General features: G+C 69.8%; 17 protein-coding genes. 1 reads left to right on the forward strand and 16 read right to left on the reverse strand.

Features of this window, described 5'->3' with window-relative positions; translation table 11 throughout:
* From BZY54_RS00005 to BZY54_RS00015, 3 genes are all read right to left on the reverse strand, one after another.
* Positions 1 to 225: DUF6113 family protein (locus tag BZY54_RS00005; RefSeq protein WP_244216862.1), on the reverse strand; the 225-nt coding region annotated here is incomplete at its 3' end.
* Positions 222 to 1160, reverse strand: coding sequence for an N-acetyl-1-D-myo-inositol-2-amino-2-deoxy-alpha-D-glucopyranoside deacetylase (mshB, locus tag BZY54_RS00010; protein WP_086722246.1), 939 nt, complete (start codon positions 1158 to 1160; stop codon positions 222 to 224). The genes BZY54_RS00005 and mshB, both read right to left, overlap by 4 nt.
* A 118-nt stretch (positions 1161 to 1278) precedes the next feature.
* Positions 1279 to 1473, reverse strand: a complete 195-nt coding sequence (locus BZY54_RS00015) for a hypothetical protein (protein WP_003992731.1) — start codon at positions 1471 to 1473, stop codon at positions 1279 to 1281.
* Positions 1474 to 1697: 224 nt separating this feature from the next.
* Between BZY54_RS00015 and BZY54_RS00020 the strand changes: the two genes are divergently transcribed.
* Complete coding sequence (locus BZY54_RS00020; protein WP_086722247.1) at positions 1698 to 3827, forward strand: S9 family peptidase; 2130 nt, start codon at positions 1698 to 1700, stop codon at positions 3825 to 3827.
* A 156-nt stretch (positions 3828 to 3983) separates the two neighbouring features.
* On the opposite strand, the gene BZY54_RS00025 is transcribed toward BZY54_RS00020, so the two are convergent.
* The 13 genes from BZY54_RS00025 to BZY54_RS00085 form a co-directional block, all read right to left on the reverse strand.
* Entirely contained in the window at positions 3984 to 5000 is a 1017-nt protein-coding gene (locus BZY54_RS00025) for an ABC transporter ATP-binding protein (RefSeq protein WP_086722248.1), read from the reverse strand.
* Positions 4993 to 5967, reverse strand: coding sequence for an ABC transporter ATP-binding protein (locus tag BZY54_RS00030; RefSeq protein ID WP_086722249.1), 975 nt, complete (start codon positions 5965 to 5967; stop codon positions 4993 to 4995). The genes BZY54_RS00025 and BZY54_RS00030 overlap by 8 nt, the downstream gene beginning before the upstream one ends.
* A 7-nt stretch (positions 5968 to 5974) precedes the next feature.
* On the reverse strand, positions 5975 to 6994 hold the full coding sequence (locus BZY54_RS00035; RefSeq protein ID WP_086722250.1) for an ABC transporter permease: 1020 nt from the start codon (positions 6992 to 6994) through the stop codon (positions 5975 to 5977).
* Positions 6987 to 7910 carry an ABC transporter permease gene (locus BZY54_RS00040; protein ID WP_086722251.1) on the reverse strand — a complete coding sequence of 308 codons (924 nt, stop codon included), beginning with the start codon at positions 7908 to 7910 and terminating at the stop codon, positions 6987 to 6989. The genes BZY54_RS00035 and BZY54_RS00040 overlap by 8 nt, the downstream gene beginning before the upstream one ends.
* Before the next feature lie 6 nt (positions 7911 to 7916).
* The gene (locus tag BZY54_RS00045; RefSeq protein ID WP_086722252.1) at positions 7917 to 9536 is read right to left on the reverse strand and encodes a peptide ABC transporter substrate-binding protein; all 1620 of its coding nucleotides are present in this window, start codon (positions 9534 to 9536) and stop codon (positions 7917 to 7919) included.
* 125 nt (positions 9537 to 9661) lie between these two features.
* The gene (locus BZY54_RS00050; protein WP_086722253.1) at positions 9662 to 10054 is read right to left on the reverse strand and encodes a VOC family protein; all 393 of its coding nucleotides are present in this window, start codon (positions 10052 to 10054) and stop codon (positions 9662 to 9664) included.
* A gap of 89 nt (positions 10055 to 10143) precedes the next feature.
* Complete coding sequence (locus BZY54_RS00055; RefSeq protein WP_086722254.1) at positions 10144 to 11292, reverse strand: ABC transporter ATP-binding protein; 1149 nt, start codon at positions 11290 to 11292, stop codon at positions 10144 to 10146.
* A complete protein-coding gene (locus BZY54_RS00060; RefSeq protein ID WP_086722255.1) occupies positions 11285 to 12343 on the reverse strand; it encodes an ABC transporter ATP-binding protein in 1059 nt (352 codons plus the stop codon). Before BZY54_RS00060 ends, BZY54_RS00055 begins: the two co-directional genes overlap by 8 nt.
* A gap of 11 nt (positions 12344 to 12354) precedes the next feature.
* Positions 12355 to 13302: an ABC transporter permease gene (locus tag BZY54_RS00065; protein ID WP_086722256.1), complete on the reverse strand. Its 948-nt coding sequence runs from the start codon at positions 13300 to 13302 to the stop codon at positions 12355 to 12357.
* Positions 13295 to 14227, reverse strand: coding sequence for an ABC transporter permease (locus BZY54_RS00070; protein ID WP_167413917.1), 933 nt, complete (start codon positions 14225 to 14227; stop codon positions 13295 to 13297). The genes BZY54_RS00065 and BZY54_RS00070 overlap by 8 nt, the downstream gene beginning before the upstream one ends.
* A gap of 168 nt (positions 14228 to 14395) precedes the next feature.
* Positions 14396 to 16018: a peptide ABC transporter substrate-binding protein gene (locus BZY54_RS00075; protein WP_086722257.1), complete on the reverse strand. Its 1623-nt coding sequence runs from the start codon at positions 16016 to 16018 to the stop codon at positions 14396 to 14398.
* A 606-nt stretch (positions 16019 to 16624) separates the two neighbouring features.
* Positions 16625 to 18541, reverse strand: a complete 1917-nt coding sequence (gene typA / locus BZY54_RS00080) for a translational GTPase TypA (RefSeq protein WP_086722258.1) — start codon at positions 18539 to 18541, stop codon at positions 16625 to 16627.
* 130 nt (positions 18542 to 18671) lie between these two features.
* Positions 18672 to 20870, reverse strand: coding sequence for an ABC transporter family substrate-binding protein (locus BZY54_RS00085; RefSeq protein WP_086722259.1), 2199 nt, complete (start codon positions 20868 to 20870; stop codon positions 18672 to 18674).
* Positions 20871 to 20988 lie beyond the last annotated feature (118 nt).

The following is a 20988-nucleotide window of genomic DNA, read 5'->3' on the forward strand; positions in this document are numbered from 1 at the left end:
TCCGCCGGTGGCCCGCGCCCCGCCCAGGAAGAGCCCGGCGGAGCCCGCGAGGGCGAGCAGCAGTCCGCCGGGGAACCACGCGGCCTGCACCAGCGACCCGGCGACGCCGACCACCACGCCGAGCAGGAACAGCCCCAGGTAGGCGGCGGCCCGTCCGGCGGACGGCGGCTTGAGGGGCTGCGCCAGCATGGAGCCGTGCGTGGGCTCTCGTCCTGCCGGGCTCATGACGCCTCCTCGATCCCGGCGAACAGGTCGGTCTCCCGCTCCCCGGCGTGCTGGCGCCCCGCGGCGCCTTCCCGGTGCACCAGCTCGTAGTACTCGGTGGTGAACAGGGGCTGGGCGAGCTCGTTGGACAGCGCGAAGCAGGGCTCGGCCACCTCGATCTGGGTGACGTGGGCCCGCATCGCGGCGGCCTTGGCAAAGGCGTGGGCGGTGCCGTCGATCTCGGTGGTGATCCGCTCGTCGTCGACGACGCCGGGGACGTCGTCGATGTCGGCGGACTTGTCGAAGGGCAGGCCGGGCAGCTCCTCCTGGAGCCGGGCGAAGGCGGCCTCGGCGACGGAGCGCGGCACCCGGTTCCAGTACACCTTGGCGATCCGCCAGGGGGCGCCGAGTTCGGGGCGTACGGAGGGGTCGGCGGCCAGCTCGGCGGCGCGCATGGCGATGCGGTGGGCCTGGATGTGGTCGGGGTGGCCGTAGCCGCCGTGGTCGTCGTAGGTGACCAGGACCTGCGGGCGCACCTCGCGGATGGTCTCGACGAGGTACCCGGCGGCCTGGTCGACGTCGGCCTGCCACAGGCAGCCGGGGTCGTCGTTGTCGGGCAGGCCCATCATTCCGGAGTCCTGGTACCGCCCTGCGCCGCCGAGCAGCCGGAAGTCGGTGACCCCCAGCTCCCCCATCGCCGCGGCGAGCTCGTGCCGCCGGTGGGCGCCGAGCGCGGCCCCGGCCAGATGCCCCAGCTCGGACGGGATGACCTCGCCCCGCTCACCGAGGGTGCAGGTCACCAGGGTCACCTGGGCGCCCTCGGCCGCGTACCGCGCCATCGTGACGCCGTTGTTGATCGACTCGTCGTCCGGGTGCGCGTGCACCAGCAGCAGGCGCCGAGCGGAGCGGGATGGAGGTTCCCCCGGCCGAGGGCCGGGAGAGGGCAGTTCCGTCATGCCCCCACCCTACGAGGCTCTCGCCCGCTCGCCGGGCACCTCCCCGCTCGCAGGCCGACCGACGGGCAACGCCTGCCGGGAGGGCGAGGCGGGGGTGAGGGTCCGCGGCACGGCGGCGTCAGAACTTGATGCTGCCGATCATCCCCGCGATGTTCGTGGTGAGTTCGCTGATCGTGGGGGCGACCGTGGAGGAGGCGAGATAGAAGCCCAGGAGCATGCACACGATCGCGTGACCGGCCTTGAGGCCGGACTTCTTGATCAGCAGGAAGACGATGATCGCCAGCAGCACCACCGCCGAAATCGAGAGTGCCACGGCGGCTCACCTCCAAAGATCCCAGGACGCGGGGGTGTCGGGGGTCACGAGTCGGGGTCGGGGTCGCGGTCGGGTCGGAACAGGCGGAAACCGAAGGGCAGATAAATCCGCCCGACGGGCAGCACGTGCATACCCACTATGCGCTAGTGATCATAACTATCCGCACGCGCGCACCGGCCCGCGCACAGCCGCACAAGGGGGCGCATGGCCAATATGGTCGGGGCATGACGACCGAGCCTGTCTCCTTCCCCCGACGGCACGCGCGCACCCAGCGGTTCACGCTGGGCGCGCCGCGCGCGTTCACCGTGGCTCCCGACGCCTCCCGCGTCGTGTTCCTGCGCTCCGACTCCGGTACGGACCGGGCCAATTCACTGTGGGTCCTCGACCTGGACGATCGCGGGGAGCGCGTGGCCGCGGACCCGCGCACCCTCCTCGGCGGCGCCATGGAGCACCTCTCCCCCGAGGAGCGGGCGCGCCGTGAGCGCAGTCGCGAGGGCGGTGCCGGGATCGTCGGGTACGCCACCGACACAGCCGTCGAGCTGGCGGCTTTCGCCTTGTCAGGGCGGCTGTTCACGGCCGAGCTGCGGGCGGGCACCGCGCGCGAACTGCCCGTCCCGGGGCCGGTGATCGATCCGCGTCCGTCCCCGGACGGGCGGCACGTCGCCTACGTCACCGGGGGCGTCCTGCGCGTGGTGGGCGCCGAGGGCGACGGCGACCGGGCCCTCGCCGAGCCGGAGTCGGAGTCCGTCGCCTACGGACTCGCCGAGTTCGTCGCCGCCGAGGAGATGGACCGCTCGCGGGGCTTCTGGTGGGCGCCGGAGTCGGACCGGCTGCTGGTGGCACGGGTGGACGACACGCCGGTGGGGCGGTGGTGGATCTCCGACCCCGCGCGGCCGGACCGTGAGCCCGCTCACGTCCGCTACCCGGCCGCCGGCACCGCGAACGCGGACGTACGGCTGTTCGTGATCGGCCTGGACGGGACGCGCACGGAGGTCGTCTGGGACCGGGCGCGTTACCCGTATCTGGCGCGTGTGCACTGGTCAGAGGCGGGTGCGCCGCTGCTGCTCGTACAGGCGCGCGACCAGCGCAGCCAGCTGTACCTGGCCGTGGACCCGGCCTCCGGGGCGACCCGGATGGTGCACGCCGACGAAGATCCAACTTGGCTTGATCTTTTCCCTGGGGTGCCCTGCTGGAGCCCCTCCGGGCAACTCGTGCGCATCGCGGACGAGGGCGGCGCGCGGGTGCTGGCGGTGGGCGAACGGCCGCTCACCGGCGCCCAGTTGCACGTCCGTGCGGTGCTGGACGTCACGGCCGACGACGTGCTGGTCACCGCATCGGCCGGCGAGGAGGCCGCCGACCCGGAGACCGGCGAGGTGCATGTCTACCGCGTCAACGAACTGGGCGTGGAGCGCGTGACCCAGGAAGCAGGCGTGCACTCCGCCGTGCGCGCCGGGGGCGTGACCGTGCTGGTCTCCGCCACGCTCGACCGGCCGGGCGCCCGGGTGCGGGTGATGCAGGACGGCGAGCAGACGGCCGTCATCGCCTCCCGGGCCGAAGATCCTGGTTTGTCCCCGCGCGTGACCCTCACCCAGGGGGGCGCACACCGCATCCCGTGCGCCGTGCTTATGCCTACGGACTACCCCCGTGACACTCTCGCCCCCACTCCCCTGCCCGTGCTCCTCGACCCCTACGGCGGCCCGCACGGCCCCCGCGTGGTCGCCGCGCACAACGCGCACCTCACCTCCCAGTGGTTCGCCGACCAGGGCTTCGCGGTGGTCGTCGCCGACGGCCGCGGCACCCCCGGCCGCTCCCCCGCCTGGGAGAAGGCCGTCCACCACGACTTCACGGTCACCCTCGACGACCAGATCGAGGCCCTGCACGACCTCGCCAAGACCCACCCGCTCGACCTCGACCGCGTGGCGATCCGCGGCTGGTCCTACGGCGGCTATCTCGCCGCTCTGGCCGTGCTGCGCCGCCCCGACGTCTTCCACGCCGGTGTCGCGGGCGCCCCGGTGACCGACTGGCGTCTCTACGACACCCACTACACCGAGCGGTACCTGGGCGACCCGGCCACCGACCCGGAGACGTACGCGAAAAGCTCCCTCGTCACCGACGACGGGCTGTCCGCGCCGGCCGAGCCGCACCGCCCGCTGATGATCGTGCACGGCCTGGCCGACGACAACGTGGTGGTCGCGCACGCCCTGCGGCTGTCCTCCGCCCTGCTCGCCGCCGGCCGGCCGCACGAGGTGCTCCCGCTGTCCGGGGTCACGCACATGACCCCGCAGGAGCAGGTCGCGGAGAACCTGCTGCTGCTCCAGGTGGACTTCCTCAAGCGCTCGCTGGGCGTGGTCTAGGCGGCGCGGCAACGGGCCGGGGCACCCCGTCTGGTGGGGCAGGGCCACCCCGGCCCGTTCACGGCACCCGCACGGCCGTACGCCCTCTATCCTCGGGTGTCCGTATATCGGTGCCGCTTCCGCGAAGTTGCCCGCACGTTAACGGACTTGGCGCGCCTACACCGGCTCGGTGCTCGCGAAGAGGCAGGCCGAGTCGTGGGCGGCCGGGCCGGGGGTGCACCGGAACACCGGGGGGACCTCCAGCGCCGGCACCTCCAGCGCGCAGCGCTCGCGCGCCTTGAAGCAGCGGGTGCGGAAGCGGCAGCCGGAGGGGATGTTGGTCGGGGACGGCACGTCACCGGTGAGGATGATCCGCCGGCGGTGCTCGCGCGCCTCCGGGTCGGGCACGGGTACGGCGGACAGCAGCGCCTGGGTGTAGGGGTGCGTCGCGTACTCGTAGATCTGCTCGTCCGTGCCCGTCTCGACGATCCGTCCGAGATACATGACCCCCACCCGGTCTGAGATGTGCCGGACGATCGACAGGTCGTGCGCGATGAAGACGTAACTCAGCTCGAACTCCCGTTGCAGCCGCTCCATCAGGTTGATCACCTGCGCCTGGACCGACACGTCGAGCGCCGACACCGGCTCGTCCGCGACGATGATCTCGGGGCGCAGGGCCAGCCCGCGGGCGATGCCGATGCGCTGGCGCTGGCCGCCGGAGAACTGGTGGGGGTAGCGGTTGACGTACTCCGGGTTCAGGCCGACCACGTCCAGCAGTTCCTGGACCCTTCTGCGCCGGTCGCCCTTGGGGGCCGCCTCCGGGTGGATCTCGTACGGCTCGCCGATGATGTCGCCCACGGTCATGCGCGGGTTGAGGGAGGTGTACGGGTCCTGGAAGACCATCTGGATGTTGCGCCGGACCGCCTTGAGCGCACGGCCGGACAGCTTGGTGATGTCCTCGCCCCGGTAGCGGATCTCGCCCGCCGTGGGCCGTTCCAGGTTGCACAGCAGCCTGGCGACCGTCGACTTGCCGCAGCCGGACTCGCCCACGATGCCCAGCGTCTCGCCCGCGGCGAGGGTGAAGTCGACGCCGTCGACCGCCTTGACCGACCCGACCTGCTTCTTGAACAGGACGCCCCGCGTGAGCGGGTAGTGCTTGACCAGCCCGCAGACCTCGAGAATGGGCTCAGCCATCCAGGCACTCCCTCCAGAAGTGGCAGGCGGAGCCGCGCTGTTCATTCACCTCGTACAGTGGTGGTACGTCCGTGCGGCACACGTCCCGGGCCATCGGGCAGCGCGGGTGGAAGGCGCAGCCCGACGGGATGCGCAGGAGGCTGGGCGGCAGGCCCTTGATGGCGTAGAGCTCCCGGCCCTTGCGGTCCAGGCGCGGGATGGAGTCCAGCAGACCGCGGGTGTAGGGGTGGGCGGGCGCCTTGTAGAGGTCGTGGACGGGGGCCGACTCGACGATCCGGCCCGCGTACATCACCGCGATCCGGTCGGCGACGTCGGCGACCACGCCCAGGTCGTGGGTGATGAGGATCAGGCCCATGCGGTACTCGTGCTGGAGTTCGGCGAGCAGGTCCATCACCTGGGCCTGGACGGTCACGTCGAGGGCCGTGGTCGGCTCGTCGGCGATGACCAGCGCCGGTTCCAGGGCCAGCGCCATGGCGATCATGATGCGCTGGCGCATACCGCCGGAGAACTGGTGCGGGTAGTCGCGTACCCGCTGGGCGGCGGCCGGGATGCGCACCCGGTCCATCAGCTCGACCGCCTTCGCCCGCGCGTCCCTCCTCGACATTCCCCGGTGCACGGTGAACATCTCGCCGAGCTGGTCGCCCACCGTCAGCACGGGGTTCAGCGCGGACAGCGCGTCCTGGAAGATCATCGCCATGGCCGCGCCCCGGATCCGCCGCCGTTCGTCCTCCTTGAGGGTCAGCAGTTCCGTGCCCCTGAAGAGGACCCGGCCGCCGGTGATCCTGCCGGGCGGCATGTCGAGGATGCCCATGACCGCCTGGGCGGTGACGGACTTGCCGGAGCCGGACTCCCCGAGCACGGCCAGCGTCTCGCCCGCGTCCACGGCGTACGTGACCCCGTTGACGGCGTGGGCGATCCCGTCCCGGGTGCGGAACTCCACGCGCAGGTCGCGGACCTCGAGCAGCATGCAGCCGTCACCTCAGCTTCGGGTCGAGGGCGTCGCGCACCGCGTCGCCGAGCATGATGAAGGCCAGCACCGTGATCGCCAGGGCTCCGGCGGGCCACAGCAGCGCGTGCGGGGCGTTGCGGATGTAGGGGGAGGCGGCGGAGATGTCGATCCCCCAGGACACGCTGGGCGGCTTCAGCCCGACGCCGAGGTAGGACAGGGTGGCCTCCAGCGCGATGTACGTGCCGAGCGCGATGGTGGCGACCACGATCACCGGGGCGACGGCGTTGGGCGCGATGTGGCGCAGCAGGATGCGGGTGTTGGAGGCGCCGAGGGCACGGGCGGCCTGCACGTAGTCGTGCTGTTTGGCGGTGATGACCGAGCCGCGTGCGATGCGGGAGAGCTGCGGCCACCCCAGCAGCACGATGAACCCGACGACCGGCCAGACGGTGTTGCTGGTCACCACGGACAGCAGGACCAGGCCGCCGAGGACGACCGGGATGGCGAAGAAGATGTCCGTGATCCTCGACAGGACGGAGTCCCACACTCCGCCGAAGAACCCGGCGAGGGCGCCCAGGACGGATCCGAGGACCGCCACTCCCAGGGTCGCGCAGACGCCGACCGTGACGGAGGCACGGGCGCCGTGGACGGTGCGCGTGTAGACGTCGCAGCCCTGGCCGTCGTAGCCGAAGGGGTGGCCGGGGCGCGGGCCGTCCTGGGCCCGGGCGAGATCGCACTGCAACGGGTTGCCGGGGGCGATCAGGGACGGCCGGATCGCGATCAGGATCAGGAAGCAGATCACCAGCGCGGAGAGCAGGAAGACCGGGTTGCGTCGCAGGTCGCGCCAGGCGTCGGACCACAGGGAGCGGGGCCTGTCCTGCGGACCCGGCCCGCCCGTGCCGACCGTTCCGCCGGGGCCGTCCGGACCGTGCGGTGTGCGTTCCAGGGCCGTCGCCTCGCTCGCCGCGAGGTCCATGCCGCCGCCCATGCCGGTGCCCGCGACGGCGCCTTCGGGCTCGTGCGGCGGCTCCTGCGGCGGCTCAGGCATAGCGGATCCTCGGGTCGAGTACGGCGTAGAGCAGGTCCACGAGCAGGTTGGCGACCAGGAAGACCAGGACCAGGACGGTGACGAAGCCGACGACGGTCTGGGTGTTCTGGCGGAGGATGCCCTGGTACAGCTGGTAGCCGACGCCGTGGATGTTGAAGATGCGCTCGGTGACGATGGCGCCGCCCATCAGCGCCCCGATGTCGGTGCCGATGAAGGTCACCACCGGGATGAGCGAGTTGCGCAGCAGGTGCCGGACGACCACGCGACGGCGGGGCAGGCCCTTGGCGATGGCCGTGCGGACGTAGTCGGCGCGCCGGTTCTCGGCGATGGAGGTGCGGGTCAGCCGGGTGACGTAGGCGAGGGAGACGGAGGCGAGGACCAGGCCCGGCACGACCAGCTCGTCGAAGGAGGCCTCCGGCGGGACCGACGGCCTGATCCAGGCCCACTTGACGCCCAGCAGCAACTGGAGCAGCAGGCCGGTGACGAAGGTGGGGACCGAGATGACGACGAGGGTGCCCAGCAGGACGGTGGTGTCCACGGGCCGGCCGCGGCGCAGACCGGTCACCACCCCCAGGACGATGCCGATGACGAGTTCGAAGACGATCGCGACGATCGTGAGCCGGATGGTGACGGGGAACGCCGTGGACATCAGCTCCGTGACGGGCTGGCCGTTGAACGCCGTGCCGAAGTCGCCGGTGAAGACGTTGCCCATGTAGGTCGCGTACTGCTGCCACAGGGGCTTGTCGAGGCCGAACTCCCGCTTGAGCTGGGCGGCCGTCGCCGTGTCGCAGGCGCGCTCGCCGCACAGCCCGGCGATGGGGTCGCCCATCACGTTGACCATGAGGAAGATCAGCATGGTGGCGCCGAAGAACACCGGGATCATCTGCAGCAGCCGCCGCGCGACGTAGCGTCCCATGGCGGCTCAGCCGACCTTGATCTCGTCGTAGACGGGGACGCTGAAGGGATTGAGCGCCACGTCGTGCAGCCGGTCGGTGTAGCCCGCGCTGCCGTTCTGGTACCACAGCGGGATGGCGGCCATGTTGTCGCGGACGACGCCCTCGGCCTCCTGGAAGAGGCCGATCGCCCTCGCCTTGTCGGTCTCGGCGTTGGCCCGGTCGACGAGTCCGTCGAACCGCTTGTCGGACCACTTGCCGTCGTTGGAGGAGGCGTTGGTGTAGTACAGCGGCTGCAGGAAGTTCTGGATGAGCGGGTAGTCCATCTGCCAGCCGGCCCGGAAAGGACCTGTCATCTTGTGCTGCGAGATCTGGTTGCGGAAGTCGGCGAAGGTGCCGACGGGGTTGCCGACACAGGCCCGGTCGTTGCCGAGGGCGTTGTTGATGGAGTTGCACACGGCGTCCACCCACTCCTTGTGCGAGCCCATGTCCGCGTTGTAGGTGATCCGCACCTGGCCGCCGGGCAGGCCGCCGCCCTCCTGGACCAGCTTCCTGGCCTCGGCGGGGTGGTACTCGCAGGCCCGGCCGCACAGGCCGGCCTTGAAGCCCCCGTCCGTGCCGAGGACCGGGGAGGTCCAGTCGGTGGCCGGGGTGCGGGTGCCGCGGAAGAGGGTCTTGGTGATCTGCGCGCGGTTGATGGCCATCGACAGCCCGGTCCGCACCTTCCGCGCCCCGTCGGTGTCCCACGCCTTGTCGTAGTACGGGAAGGCGATGGTCTGGATGATGCCGGCCGGGGTGTTGATGTAGCGGCCGTTCAGGTCGGACTTCACGTTCTTGAGCTGGCTGGCGGGGATGTCGTCGACCAGGTCCAGATTGCCGGCCAGCACGTCGGTGTAGGCGGTGTTGTTGTCGGTGTAGACCATCAGGGTCACGCCGTCGTTGCGCGCCTTGTCGGGCCCGGGGTAGCCGTCCCACTTCTTCAGGTACATCTGGGCGCCCTTGGTGTACGACTCGATGGTGTACGGGCCGTTGCCGACGGGCTTGTCCAGCCAGGCCGCGTGGTGGGTGAAGAACGCCCGGGGCAGCGGGGCGAAGGCGGCGTAGCCGAGGGTGTCGGGGAAGCTGGAGAACTTCTGGTTGAGCCGGACGGTGAAGGTCCGCGGGCCGGTGACCCTGAGCCCGGAGAGCGTGTCGGCGGTCTGCCTGCCGCTTTCGGGGTGGACCTTGTCGTAGCCCTCGATGTAGCCGAAGAAGTACGCGTTCTTCTGGTTGTTCTTCAGGCTCGCGCCGTAGTTCCAGGCGTCGACGAAGGACTTCGCGGTGACCGGTTCGCCGTTGCTGAACTTCCAGCCGTTCTTGACGGTGATGGTGTAGTTCTGCGAGTCGGGGCTGTCGATCCGCTCGGCGAGCATGTTCTCGGCCTTGCCGGTCCTCGGGTCGTACCGCTTCAGCCCGCGGAAGACCATGTCGAGCACCTTGCCGCCCTGCACCTCGTTGGTGTTGGCGGGCTCCAGCGGGTTCTGCGGGTCTCCCCAGGACGAGCTGAGCACGCTGCCCCCGGCGGCACCCGTACCGCTCCCGCAGGCGGCGAGCGGCAGCACGGCCGCCACCACGCCCAGGGCCCACGTCACGCGCGTACCACCACGCATGGACGCCTCCTCGGGTGCGGTGTGCGTTCGGGCCGCGGGGCTGACGGACCTGAGGCCATATCAGCGCATAAACCGCATATCCCACACCCGCCACACCGGCGGTGGCGCGACTCCAGCCGGACGGCTCAGCCGCCCGGTTCGGCCGCCACCAGCTCGACCTCGAACCCGTCGGCGTCGGCGAGGAAGCCCGCGTAGTGCCGCGGACCGCCGGCGTGGGGGTAGCGGTCGGCGAAGAGCGCCGTCCAGCCGTGCGCGGGCGCTTCCCTCATCAGCGCGTCCACCTCGGCGCGGCCGCCCGCGTGGAAGGCGAGGTGGTTCAGACCCGGACGCATCCGGTCGTGGCCGCCCTCGCGCATCGCCGGGGACTGCTCGACGACGATGTACGTCGGGCCCAGCCGCCGGCTGCGGCCGTGCTCCCACTCCTGGTACGGGCGGTAGCCGAGGCGGCCGAGCAGCCAGCCCCAGGCGCCGATCGCGCGGGGCAGGTCGGGGACCCAGAGTTCGACGTGGTGCAGCATGGGGCTCGCCCCACTCCTCTCGTGTCCTGAAACGCCGATTCCCGGCCCCCTGTGCCGGGGTGCCGGGAATCGGTGAACGCATCGGGGAGCTACGCCGCGTGCACGACGTCCTTCTCCTCGGCGAAGTGGCAGGCCGACTCATGGGCCGCCGGGGAGTCCGAGCCCTTGAAGCGCTCGGGGATGGCGAGCAGCGGGACCTCCTCGGCGCACTTGTCCTGGGCCTTCCAGCAGCGGGTGCGGAAGCGGCAGCCCGAGGGCGGGTTGGCCGGGGAGGGCACGTCGCCGGTGAGGATGATCCGGTCCCGGTGCTCACGCGCCTCCGGGTCCGGCACCGGGACCGCCGACAGCAGCGCCTGGGTGTAGGGGTGCGTCGGGTGGTCGTAGATCTGCTCGTCCGTGCCGATCTCGGCCATCTTGCCGAGGTACATCACGCCCACGCGGTCGGAGATGTGCCGGACGATGGACAGGTCGTGCGCGATGAAGATGTAGGAGAGGTTGAACTCCTCCTGCAGCCGCTCCATCAGGTTGATGACCTGCGCCTGGACCGACACGTCCAGCGCGGACACCGGCTCGTCGCAGATGATGATCTCGGGGTTGAGCGCGAGGCCGCGGGCGATGCCGATGCGCTGGCGCTGACCGCCGGAGAACTGGTGCGGGTAGCGGTTGATGTACTCCGGGTTGAGGCCGACGACGTCCAGCAGCTCCTGCACCTTGCGGCGCCGGTCGCCCTTCGGGGCCACCTCGGGGTGGATGTCGAAGGGCTCGCCGATGATGTCGCCCACCGTCATACGGGGGTTGAGCGAGGTGTACGGGTCCTGGAACACCATCTGGATGTTCCGGCGGACCGCCTTCAGCGCGCGCCCGGACAGCTTGGTGATGTCCTGGCCCTTGTAGAAGATCTCGCCCGCGGTCGCCCGCTCCAGGTGCATCAGGAGCTTGGCCACCGTCGACTTGCCGCAGCCGGACTCGCCCACGATGCCCAGGGTCTCGCCCTGGTACAGGTCGAAGGAGACGCCGTCGACGGCCTTGACCGCGCCGATCTGCCGCTTGAAGAGGATGCCCTGGGTGAGCGGGAAGTGCTTCTTCAGGTCACGCACCTGGAGAATCGGCTCGCCCCGCTCGACGGGCGCCTCGATCGCGGCGACCGCCTCCTCCTCGGAGTGGGCGTCGACGACGTCCACCTCGGAGACGTTCGGCGTGGCGTCCTGCGGCTCGTCGGTCTTGCCGAGCTCAGCCATGGATCGTCTCCTTCCAGAAGTGGCATGCCGAGGCGCGGCCCGGCAGCTCGCCGCCGTCGCGCTCGGTGACCGGCAGCAGGTCCGGGATCTGCGTACGGCAGATGTCCTGGGCCTTGGGGCAGCGCGGGTTGAAGGCGCACCCGGTCGGAACGCGCAGCAGGTTGGGCGGCAGGCCCTTGATCGCGTACAGCTCCTGGCCCTTCTGGTCCAGGCGCGGGATCGAGTCCAGCAGACCCCGCGTGTACGGGTGCGCCGGGCGCTTGTACAGCTCGTGGACCGGTGCCTGCTCCACGATGCGGCCCGCGTACATCACCGCGATCTTGTCGGCGACGTCGGCGACCACGCCGAGGTCGTGGGTGATGAGGATCAGACCCATGTTGTACTCGCGCTGCAGCTCCGCGAGCAGGTCCATGACCTGGGCCTGGACCGTCACGTCGAGGGCCGTGGTCGGCTCGTCGGCGATGATCAGGTCCGGTTCCAGGGCCAGCGCCATGGCGATCATGATGCGCTGGCGCATACCGCCGGAGAACTGGTGCGGGTAGTCGTTGACGCGGGCCGCGGCGGCCGGGATCTTCACCCGGTCCATCAGCTCGATCGCCTTGGCCTTGGCGTCCTTCTTGGACAGGCCCTGGTGGACGCGGAACATCTCGCCCAGCTGGTAGCCGACGGTCAGCACCGGGTTCAGCGAGCTGAGCGCGTCCTGGAAGATCATGGCGATGCGCCGGCCGCGGATCTTACGGCGCTCCTCGGCGGACATGGTCAGCATGTCCTGTCCGCGGAAGCGGATCTCCCCCTGGGGGATCTTCGCCGGCGGCATGTCGAGGATGCCCATGATGGCCTGCGCGGTGACGGACTTGCCGGAGCCGGACTCGCCGAGCACGGCGAGCGTCTCGCCCGCGTTCACGCTGTAGTTCACGCCGTTGACGGCCTTGACCACGCCGTCACGGGTGTGGAACTCGACGTGCAGGTCGCGCACCTCGAGCAGCGGGCCGCCGTCCGCCCCGGCGTCGCGGGGCGACGGCGCGGGCACGACTTCTTCAATGGTGGTCACGTACGCCTCCCTCAGCGCGTCTTCGGGTCGAGGGCGTTGCGGACCGCCTCACCGAGCATGATGAACGCCAGCACCGTGATGCTGAGCATGATCGACGGGTAGAGCATGATCCACTGCGCCACCCGGATCGAGTTGCCGCCGTCGGAGATGTCGTTGCCCCACGACACGCCGTTCAGGCCGAGACCGAGGAACGACAGTGTGGCCTCCGCGCCGATGTAGACGCCGAGCGAGATCGTGGCGACGACGATCACCGGCGCCACCGCGTTGGGCAGCACATGGCGGAAGAGGATGCGCTGGGTTCCCGCACCGAGCGCCTTGGCCGCCTGGACGTAGTCCGTCGACTTGACGGTGATGACGGCGCCGCGCATCACGCGGGCCGTCTGCGTCCAGCCGAGGAAGGCCAGGGCGGCGATGACGACCGGGATGGTGCGGTCGGTGAAGGAGTTCAGCATCACCATCGTACCGAGCAGGAACGGGATGCCGAAGAACATGTCCGTCACACGCGACAGGACGGCGTCGAGCCAGCCGCCGAAGTAGCCGGCGAGCATGCCGACCAGACTGCCGAGGACGGTCACCACGAGGGTGGTTCCACCGCCGACCAGCAGCGAGGCGCGGGTGCCGTAGATGGCGCGGGCGTACACGCTGCGCCCCTGGGCGTCGTAGCCCAGCCAGTCGGCCGAGAACACGTTGCCGTAGTGCGGGTGCTGCAGGTAGTGGTTGGCCAGGTCCTTGTTGTTCGGATCGGCGCCCGTGAACAGGCTGGGCCAGAACGCCATCACCAGCAGCAGCAGGATCAGCACCGCGGAGACGATGAACACCCAGTTGGTGCGCAGGTCCTGCCAGGCGTCGCCCCACAGGCTGCGGGTCTTCTCCGCCTTGGGCTGCGGCAGTTCGGCGCCCGCGGCGGCGGACGCGGCGGCCGTTGCCGCCTCGTCGGCGGAAGTGGTCAGCTCAGGCATAACGGATCCTCGGGTCCAGGACCGCGTACAGCAGGTCGACGATAAGGCTGGTGAAGAGGTACACGAGGACGAGGATGGTGACCAGGCCGACCAGCGTGGTGCCCTCCCGACGCACGATCGACTGGTAGATCGTTCCGCCGACACCATGGATGTTGAAGATGCCCTCGGTCACGATCGCGCCGCCCATCAGGGCGCCGAGGTCGGTGCCGAGGAAGGTGACGACCGGGATGAGGGAGTTGCGCAGCAGGTGCACGCCGACCACCCGGCGGCGCGGCAGGCCCTTGGCGATGGCCGTACGCATGAAGTCGGCCCGCATGTTCTCCGCCACCGAGGTACGGGTCAGCCGGGCCACGTAGGCCAGCGAGGCACTGGCCAGCACGATGGCGGGCAGCAGCAACTGGCTGAAGTCGCTGTCGTCGCTCACCGAGGGTTCCAGCAGGTTCAGCTGGAAGGCGAACACCGTCTGCAGGATGTAGCCGAGCACGAAGACCGGCACCGAGATCAGCAGCAGCGTCACGAAGAGAATGGCGGTGTCGGCCGCCTTGCCGGCGCGCATGCCGGAGATGACACCGAGAACGATGCCGAGGACGGCCTCGATGACGAACGCGAAGCCGGCGAGGCGGAGCGTCACCGGGAAGGCGTCGCCCAGGATGTCGGTGACCGGGCGGCCGCTGGCGATCTGCGTCCCGAAGTCGAGATGCAGGATCATGCCCTTCATGTAGTTGAAGTACTGGACCAGGACCGGCTTGTCGAGGCCGTACTGGTGCCGCAGCGACTCCAGTACCGCCGGGCTCCCGCCCTTGTCGCCGAAGAGCCCGCGCACGGGGTCTCCGGGCAGGGCGTAGACCATCAGGAATATCAGCAGGGTCGTCCCGATGAAGACCGGGATCATCTGGAGCAGTCGTCGTGCGACATAGCGCCCCATGGTGCCTCCATGTCAGTCACAGCGGCAGGCCCTTTTCGCCGCGCACGAGCGGTTTCCTGAACGGATTCCGTGCATACGCGGCGAAAAGGGCCCCCCGGCCGATCGGCCGACGCCGTGCCGCACCTGTGGTGAAGGTGCGGCACGGCACACGCTGTTCGTCGTCAGCGGTTACTTCTTGACCTGAACGCCGGTCAGGATCGGGTCGCCGTCCTGGGCGTACTTGACGCCGGTGACCTTCTCCGAGTAGCCCGCGTTGACCTTGTAGTACCAGAGCGGAATGCTCGGCATGTACTTCGGCAGGTCCTTCTCGATCTGCTGGTACAGCTTCTCCGACTCGTCCAGCGTCTTGGCGGCGTCCGCCTTGGCGATCAGGTCGTCGATCTCCTTGCTGGAGAAGCCGCCCTGGTTGCCGTCGGACTTGGTGCCGAACAGGTCGCGGATGAAGTTGGAGATGAACGGGTAGTCGAGCACCCAGCCGGAGCGGTACAGCGACTTGACCTGCTTGTTGTCCCGGGCGTTGAGGTCCGCCTGGAAGTCGGCCTTGGAGTCGCCGGTGCACGCCACGCCGGTGGCCTTGGTGATGGAGCCGCAGACGGCCTCCACCCACTCCTTGTGACCGCCGTCCGCGTTGTACTGGATGGAGATCTTGTTGCCCGGGACGCCGCCGCCCTCCTTGATGAGCGCCTTGGCCTTGGCCGGGTCGTACTTGGTGACGTCACCGGCGGCGTCCGGCTGGTAGCCGAGGACGCCCTTGGCCACCCAGCCGGTCGCGGGCTCACGGGTGCCCTGGAGCACGGTCTTGGTGATGGTGTCGCGGTCGATCGCCATCGACAGACCCTGGAGGACCTTCGGGTTGATGTCCTTCCACTGCTTGGTGTAGAAGGCCACCGCGATGGTCTGGATCGCCGAGTACGACTGGTCCACGGCGCGGTCGCCGAGGTCCTGCTTGTAGACCGGCAGGTCACGCGGGGCGACCTGGCGCATCACGTCGAGGTTGCCGGACTTCAGGTCCTGGTAGGCCGTCTCCAGCTTGGAGTAGTTCTTGAAGACCACTCCACCGTTCTTCGCGGCGTTCGGGCCCTTGTAGCCGTCGAACTTGGTGACCTCGATCTGCTTGTTGTGGTCCCAGCTGACGAACTTGTAGGGACCGTTGCCGATCGGGTGCTCACCGGCGGCCTTCGGGTCCTTGTAGAAGGACTCGGGCAGCGGGTCGAAGACCTCGTAGCCGAGCTTGTACACGAAGTACGGCATCGGCTTGGAGAGGGTGATGGTGAAGGTGTTGTCGTCGACGACCTTCAGGCCGGACATCTTGTCGGCCTTCGGCTTGCCCTTGGCCGGGGCCACGTCGTCGTAGCCCTGGATGTCGGAGAACCAGAAGCTGTTGGTCTGCTTGTTGGCCGGGTTGGCGGCCCAGTTCCAGGCGTTGACGTAGGACGTGGCGGTCACCGGGGTGCCGTCGTGGAACGTCCAGCCCGGCTTCAGCTTGACCGTGAAGGTCTTGTTGTCGCTGCTGTCGATCGACTGGGCGTTGACGTTGACGATCTTGCCGCTGCTGTCGTAGTCGACGAGCCCGGAGAACAGCGACTTGATGACGATGCTGCCGTTGGACTCCATGGTGTTCGCCGGCTGCAGCGGGTTCTGCGGCTCGCCCACCTCGACCGAGAACTTGCCGTTCGGGTCGACCGCGGCCTTGCTCTCGCCGCCCTTGTCACCACCGCCGCCACAGGCCGTCGCGCCCAGCGCCACAACCGCGGCTATCGCAACCCACTTGGCGCTCTTGGCACCACGCATGGGGCTCCTCCTCATGAGTCCATTGGTTCACCGCATGGAGGGGCACACGACGCATCACCGTTACCGGTGCCTGAAATGGTCAGGTGCCCCCGCGCTCGTGAGTCGGCGCCGCCAGCAGCGCGTGACCCGTTGATTCGAGCTCTACGCGCCTAACTATCTGCCATCCGAACCGGAGCGAACCACACCTTCGAGGTCTCGGTTCGATCACACCTGCCGCCTACTTCTTCCAAAATCCGGACAAAGGGTTTGGTGAAAGATCCCTGCGAAACGGACTTGTTACACAACTATCGGGCGATGCTGTCCGGATAGCGGACACAAGGGGAGAGAAAACCGGTTGCGTGGAACGGCGGAGCGGTCTCTGTCGACGCCGTCGACGACCTGCGCGCGGGACAGACCGGCGCGAGGGGCCCGATAAGCCCCAGATTCCAGCCACTCTAACAACGGGGCACTACCCGCCGGGGCAGGAGTGAGCGACCTGACGCGCGTTTATAGGGAAAACCCTTTACGGCCCTGACGGGGCCGCCGCCTTTCGCCGAATACGCGAGGGCCTGCCCGGTGTTACCGGGCAGGCCCTTTTCACGTCCGACGGCCGGGAGCCGCCGTCGCTCAGCTGTGCTTGGCCCTGCTGGCCGCGCGGGCGCGCTCGCGCTGGTCGAGGGCGACCTTGCGGATGCGGACCGCCTCCGGGGTCACCTCGACGCACTCGTCGTCGCGGCAGAACTCCAGGGACTGCTCCAGGGAGAGCTTGCGCGGCGGGACGATCGACTCGGTCACGTCGGCGGTCGAGGACCGCATGTTGGTGAGCTTCTTCTCCTTGGTGATGTTGACGTCCATGTCGTCGGAGCGGGAGTTCTCTCCGACGATCATGCCCTCGTACACCTCGGTGCCGGGCTCCACGAAGAGCACACCGCGCTCCTGGAGGTTGGTCATCGCGAAGGCGGTGACGGCGCCGGAGCGGTCGGCGACCAGGGAGCCGTTGTTGCGGGTCTGCAGCGTGCCGAACCAGGGCTCGAAGCCCTCGTGGATGGAGTGGCCGATGCCGGTGCCGCGGGTCTGGGTCAGGAACTCGGTACGGAAGCCGATCAGGCCGCGAGAGGGGACGACGAACTCCATGCGGACCCAGCCGGAGCCGTGGTTGGACATGTTGTCCATGCGGCCCTTGCGCACGCCCATGAGCTGCGTGACGGCGCCCATGTGCTCCTCGGGCACGTCGACGGTCATGCGCTCGACCGGCTCGTACGTCTTGCCGTCGACGTCCTTGGTGACCACCTGCGGCTTGCCGACGGTCAGCTCGTAGCCCTCGCGGCGCATGGTCTCCACCAGGATGGCCAGCGCCAGCTCGCCGCGGCCCTGGACCTCCCAGGCGTCCGGGCGCTCGGTGTCGAGGACGCGGAGGCTGACGTTACCGATCAGCTCGCGGTCCAGGCGGTCCTTGACCTGGCGGGCGGTGACCTTGCGGTCCTTGACGGCCGCCTTCGCGTCGGCGCCCTTGCCGGTGCCGCCGCGGCCGACCAGCGGGGAGGTGTTGGTGCCGATGGTCATGGAGATCGCGGGCTCGTCGACCGTGATCAGGGGCAGCGCGACCGGGTTCTCCGGGTCGGCCAGCGTCTCACCGATCATGATGTCGGGGATGCCGGCGACGGCGCAGATGTCACCGGGGCCGGCCTTCTCGGCGGGCTTGCGGGTGAGCGCCTCGGTCATCATCAGCTCGGAGATGCGCACGTTCTGCACGGTGCCGTCGCGCTTGATCCACGCGACCGTCTGGCCCTTGCGCAGCTCGCCCTGCTCCACGCGCAGCAGCGCGATACGGCCGAGGAAGTTGTCGGCGTCCAGGTTGGTGACGTGGGCCTGGAGCGGGGCGTCGGCGTCGTAGGTCGGGGCCGGGATGTGCTCCAGGATGGTGGAGAAGAACGGCTCCAGGCTGGTGGAGTCGGCCGGGACCGTGCCGTTCTCCGGCTTGGTGAGCGACGCGATGCCGTCACGGCCACAGGCGTAGACGATCGGGAACTCGATCTGCTCCTCGTCGGCGTCCAGGTCGAGGAAGAGGTCGTAGGTCTCGTTGACGACCTCGTCGATCCGGGCGTCGGGGCGGTCCGTCTTGTTGATGCACAGGATGACGGGGAGCCGGGCCTGGAGCGCCTTGCGCAGCACGAAGCGGGTCTGCGGCAGCGGGCCCTCGGAGGCGTCGACCAGCAGCACGACACCGTCGACCATCGACAGACCCCGCTCGACCTCGCCGCCGAAGTCGGCGTGGCCGGGGGTGTCGATGATGTTGATCGTGATGGGGTCCCCGCCGTCCTTGGGGTGGTACTTCACCGCCGTGTTCTTGGCGAGGATCGTGATGCCCTTCTCACGCTCCAGGTCGTTCGAGTCCATCATGCGGTCGTCGACCGAGTCGAGCTGGTGGGCGGCGAAGGCGCCGGCCTGCTTCAGCATGCCGTCGACGATGGTCGTCTTGCCGTGGTCGACGTGGGCGACGATGGCGACGTTGCGGATGTCGTGACGCGTAGTGGACGCGGCCATATTGAGGCGTACTCCCGGAGTGTGCGGACGGCTGCGCGTACGTCCTCGGTACGCGCGCCCTGCCGGGCTGAACACGCCACGGCCTCACCCCATGGTACGGGGCCGCTGAAGCAGCGGCCCCCGGAGGACCTCAGGACGAAGGGCTCGGCGACGGCTTCGCCCCCTTCTTCAGGAAGCCCATGTCCTCGTACACCGGTGTCTGGAAGCCGAAGGCGCCCACGTTGGCGAGGTTGCGGCGGGTGGCGACGAGCTGGGGGCGCTGGTACAGGGGGATGGAGCCGGCGGTGGCCCAGATGCGGGAGTCGGCCTTGCGGATCAGGTCCTTCTCCTCGCCCTCGTCGAGGGTGGCGATGGCCTGGTCGAAGAGCTGGTCGACCTGGTCGGTCCCGACTCGGGTGTAGTTCTGCTGGACGTTCAGGGAGCCGTCGGCGGCCGGGACGGGCTTGGCGTAGACCGGGCGGGCGTCGGTGGCCGGGTAGGCGGTGGCGGGCCAGGAGTACAGGGCGAGGTCGTACTGTCCGGCGGCGACGTGGTCGCGGAAGTAGTTGTCGTCGGGGACCTTGGTGATCTCGGTGGCGATGCCGACCGCGTCGAGCATGGCCGTGATCCGGTCGGCAACCTTGCTCAGCGTGTCGGAGCCGGGACCGGAGGGCAGCACGAAGCGGAGCGTGAGCGGCTTGCCGTTCTTGGTCAGCGGCGCGGCGACGCCGGCGGGCGCGGCGGTGCCCCTGGGGGCGTAGGCGCCGGGCGCGCCGCCCTGGGAGTACTGCCTGCCGTCCTGGGCGAGCTGCCGGACGCCGCGGCCCTCCCCTGTGCGGTCCTTCTCCCGGTCCTCCGCGGCGAGCCCCTTGTGGTCCTCCACGTTGTCGTCGACGCCGGCGGTGTCGGTGCCGTCGCCCTGGGCGCCGGGGGACTTCCCCGACCGGCGCTGGGCCTTGTCGCCCTCGGCGCCGGCCGCCTTGTCCCCCTTCTTCGGCTCCTTGACCGCCCCGGGCACCCAGCCCGCGTCCGCGAGCAGCGCCTTGGCCTGGGCGGTGTCCTGGCCGCCGAGGGCGTCGCTGTTGTCGGCGTAGTCGTCCTGGCCGGACAGCGCGAGGTGGCTGCCGACCGGGACGGCGGGCAGACCGAGCGGCTTCAGGACGGTCTGGGCGAGTTGCTTGCGGTTCAGCGCGTGGGCCACCGCGTGCCGGACCCGCTCGTCGGCGAGGGGGCCGTCGGCGCCGTTGAGGGCGAGCTGGGTGAAGGCGGGCTCCAGGGACTTGCGCACGACGATGTCGCGCAGTGCCTGCTGCTCGAGGTAGGCGGTGAGGGTGCCGCGCCTCTCGTCCAGGGTGCGGCGCTCCCGGGCGGCGGCCTTGTCGTCGGAGCCGTGGACCAGCGCCCAGGAGAGCAGCGCCTTGGCGGCGGTGCGCCCGCCGGCCGGGCCCCGGAAGGGGGAGCTGCCCTGCGCTCCGGCGGCGAGGGTGATCCGGTCGGCGTCGGAGGGTTCGATGTCGGCCACGTCCACGGTGCCGTCGGCGAGCGCGGTGGCCCGCTTGTCGCGGGGCACCTCGTGCAGCACGATCTCGTTCAGTTTGGCCGGGTGGCCCCACCAGCGCGGATTGCGGGTGAGGACGACGTCCTTGCTCTTGGTGTCGATCTTCTGCAGGGCGAACGGACCGGCGCTGACCTTGAGCTTCTTGCGGGCGCCGTCGTTGAAGGAGTTCGCGGAGCCGGTGACGTCCTTGGGGTAGAGCGGCGAGAACAGCGACTTCCAGTCGGCGTAGGGGCGGGCGAAGGTGACCCTGACCTCCAGGTCGTTGGCGCCGCGCTCGACCTTCTCGATGCGGTCGTAGCCGGCGTTGCGCGCGGTCCAGTACGCGGAGTCCTTGCCGGACAGGGCGCGCCACTGGGCGGCGAAGTCCTCGGCGCCGATCTCGCGGCCGTCGCTCCAGACGGCCTGCTGGTGGAGCCGGTAGACGACGACCTGCTTGGGCTCGGTCTCGACCACCTTGGCGGAGTCGAGGTAGTCGGCGTCACGCTGCGGCCGCCCGCTCGCGCCGATGCGGAACATGGTGGGCAGGACGGCCTGGGCGATCCGGGTGGTGCCCGCATCGGCGTCCGCCTGGAAGGCGTTCAGTGTCTGCGGCATCGCGTCCACGGCCCAGCGCAGCGTGCCTCCGTCGGCGACCTGGGCGCGGGCGGTGTGGGCGATGTCCTGCCGGGCCAGCGGTTTGCTGCCCTCGTCGTCGGAGCCGCAGCCGGCCAGCAGGGGAACCGCGAGGGCGCCCGCGGCGAGGAAGGCGACCGAGCGCATCACCGCGCGCGGCCCGACACGGTCGTACGACATCTGGACTACCTCCGGGGAGCCGCTCCCGCCCGGTGCGCACGGGTGGCGACACGGTGGGGACATAGGTAGGGATTGTTCACATTTGGCGGTATTTTGGTGCTGATCAGATCTATGGCCC

It is taken from the genome of Streptomyces carpinensis, assembly GCF_002154505.1.
GTDB classification, from domain to species: Bacteria; Actinomycetota; Actinomycetes; order Streptomycetales; family Streptomycetaceae; genus Streptomyces; species Streptomyces carpinensis.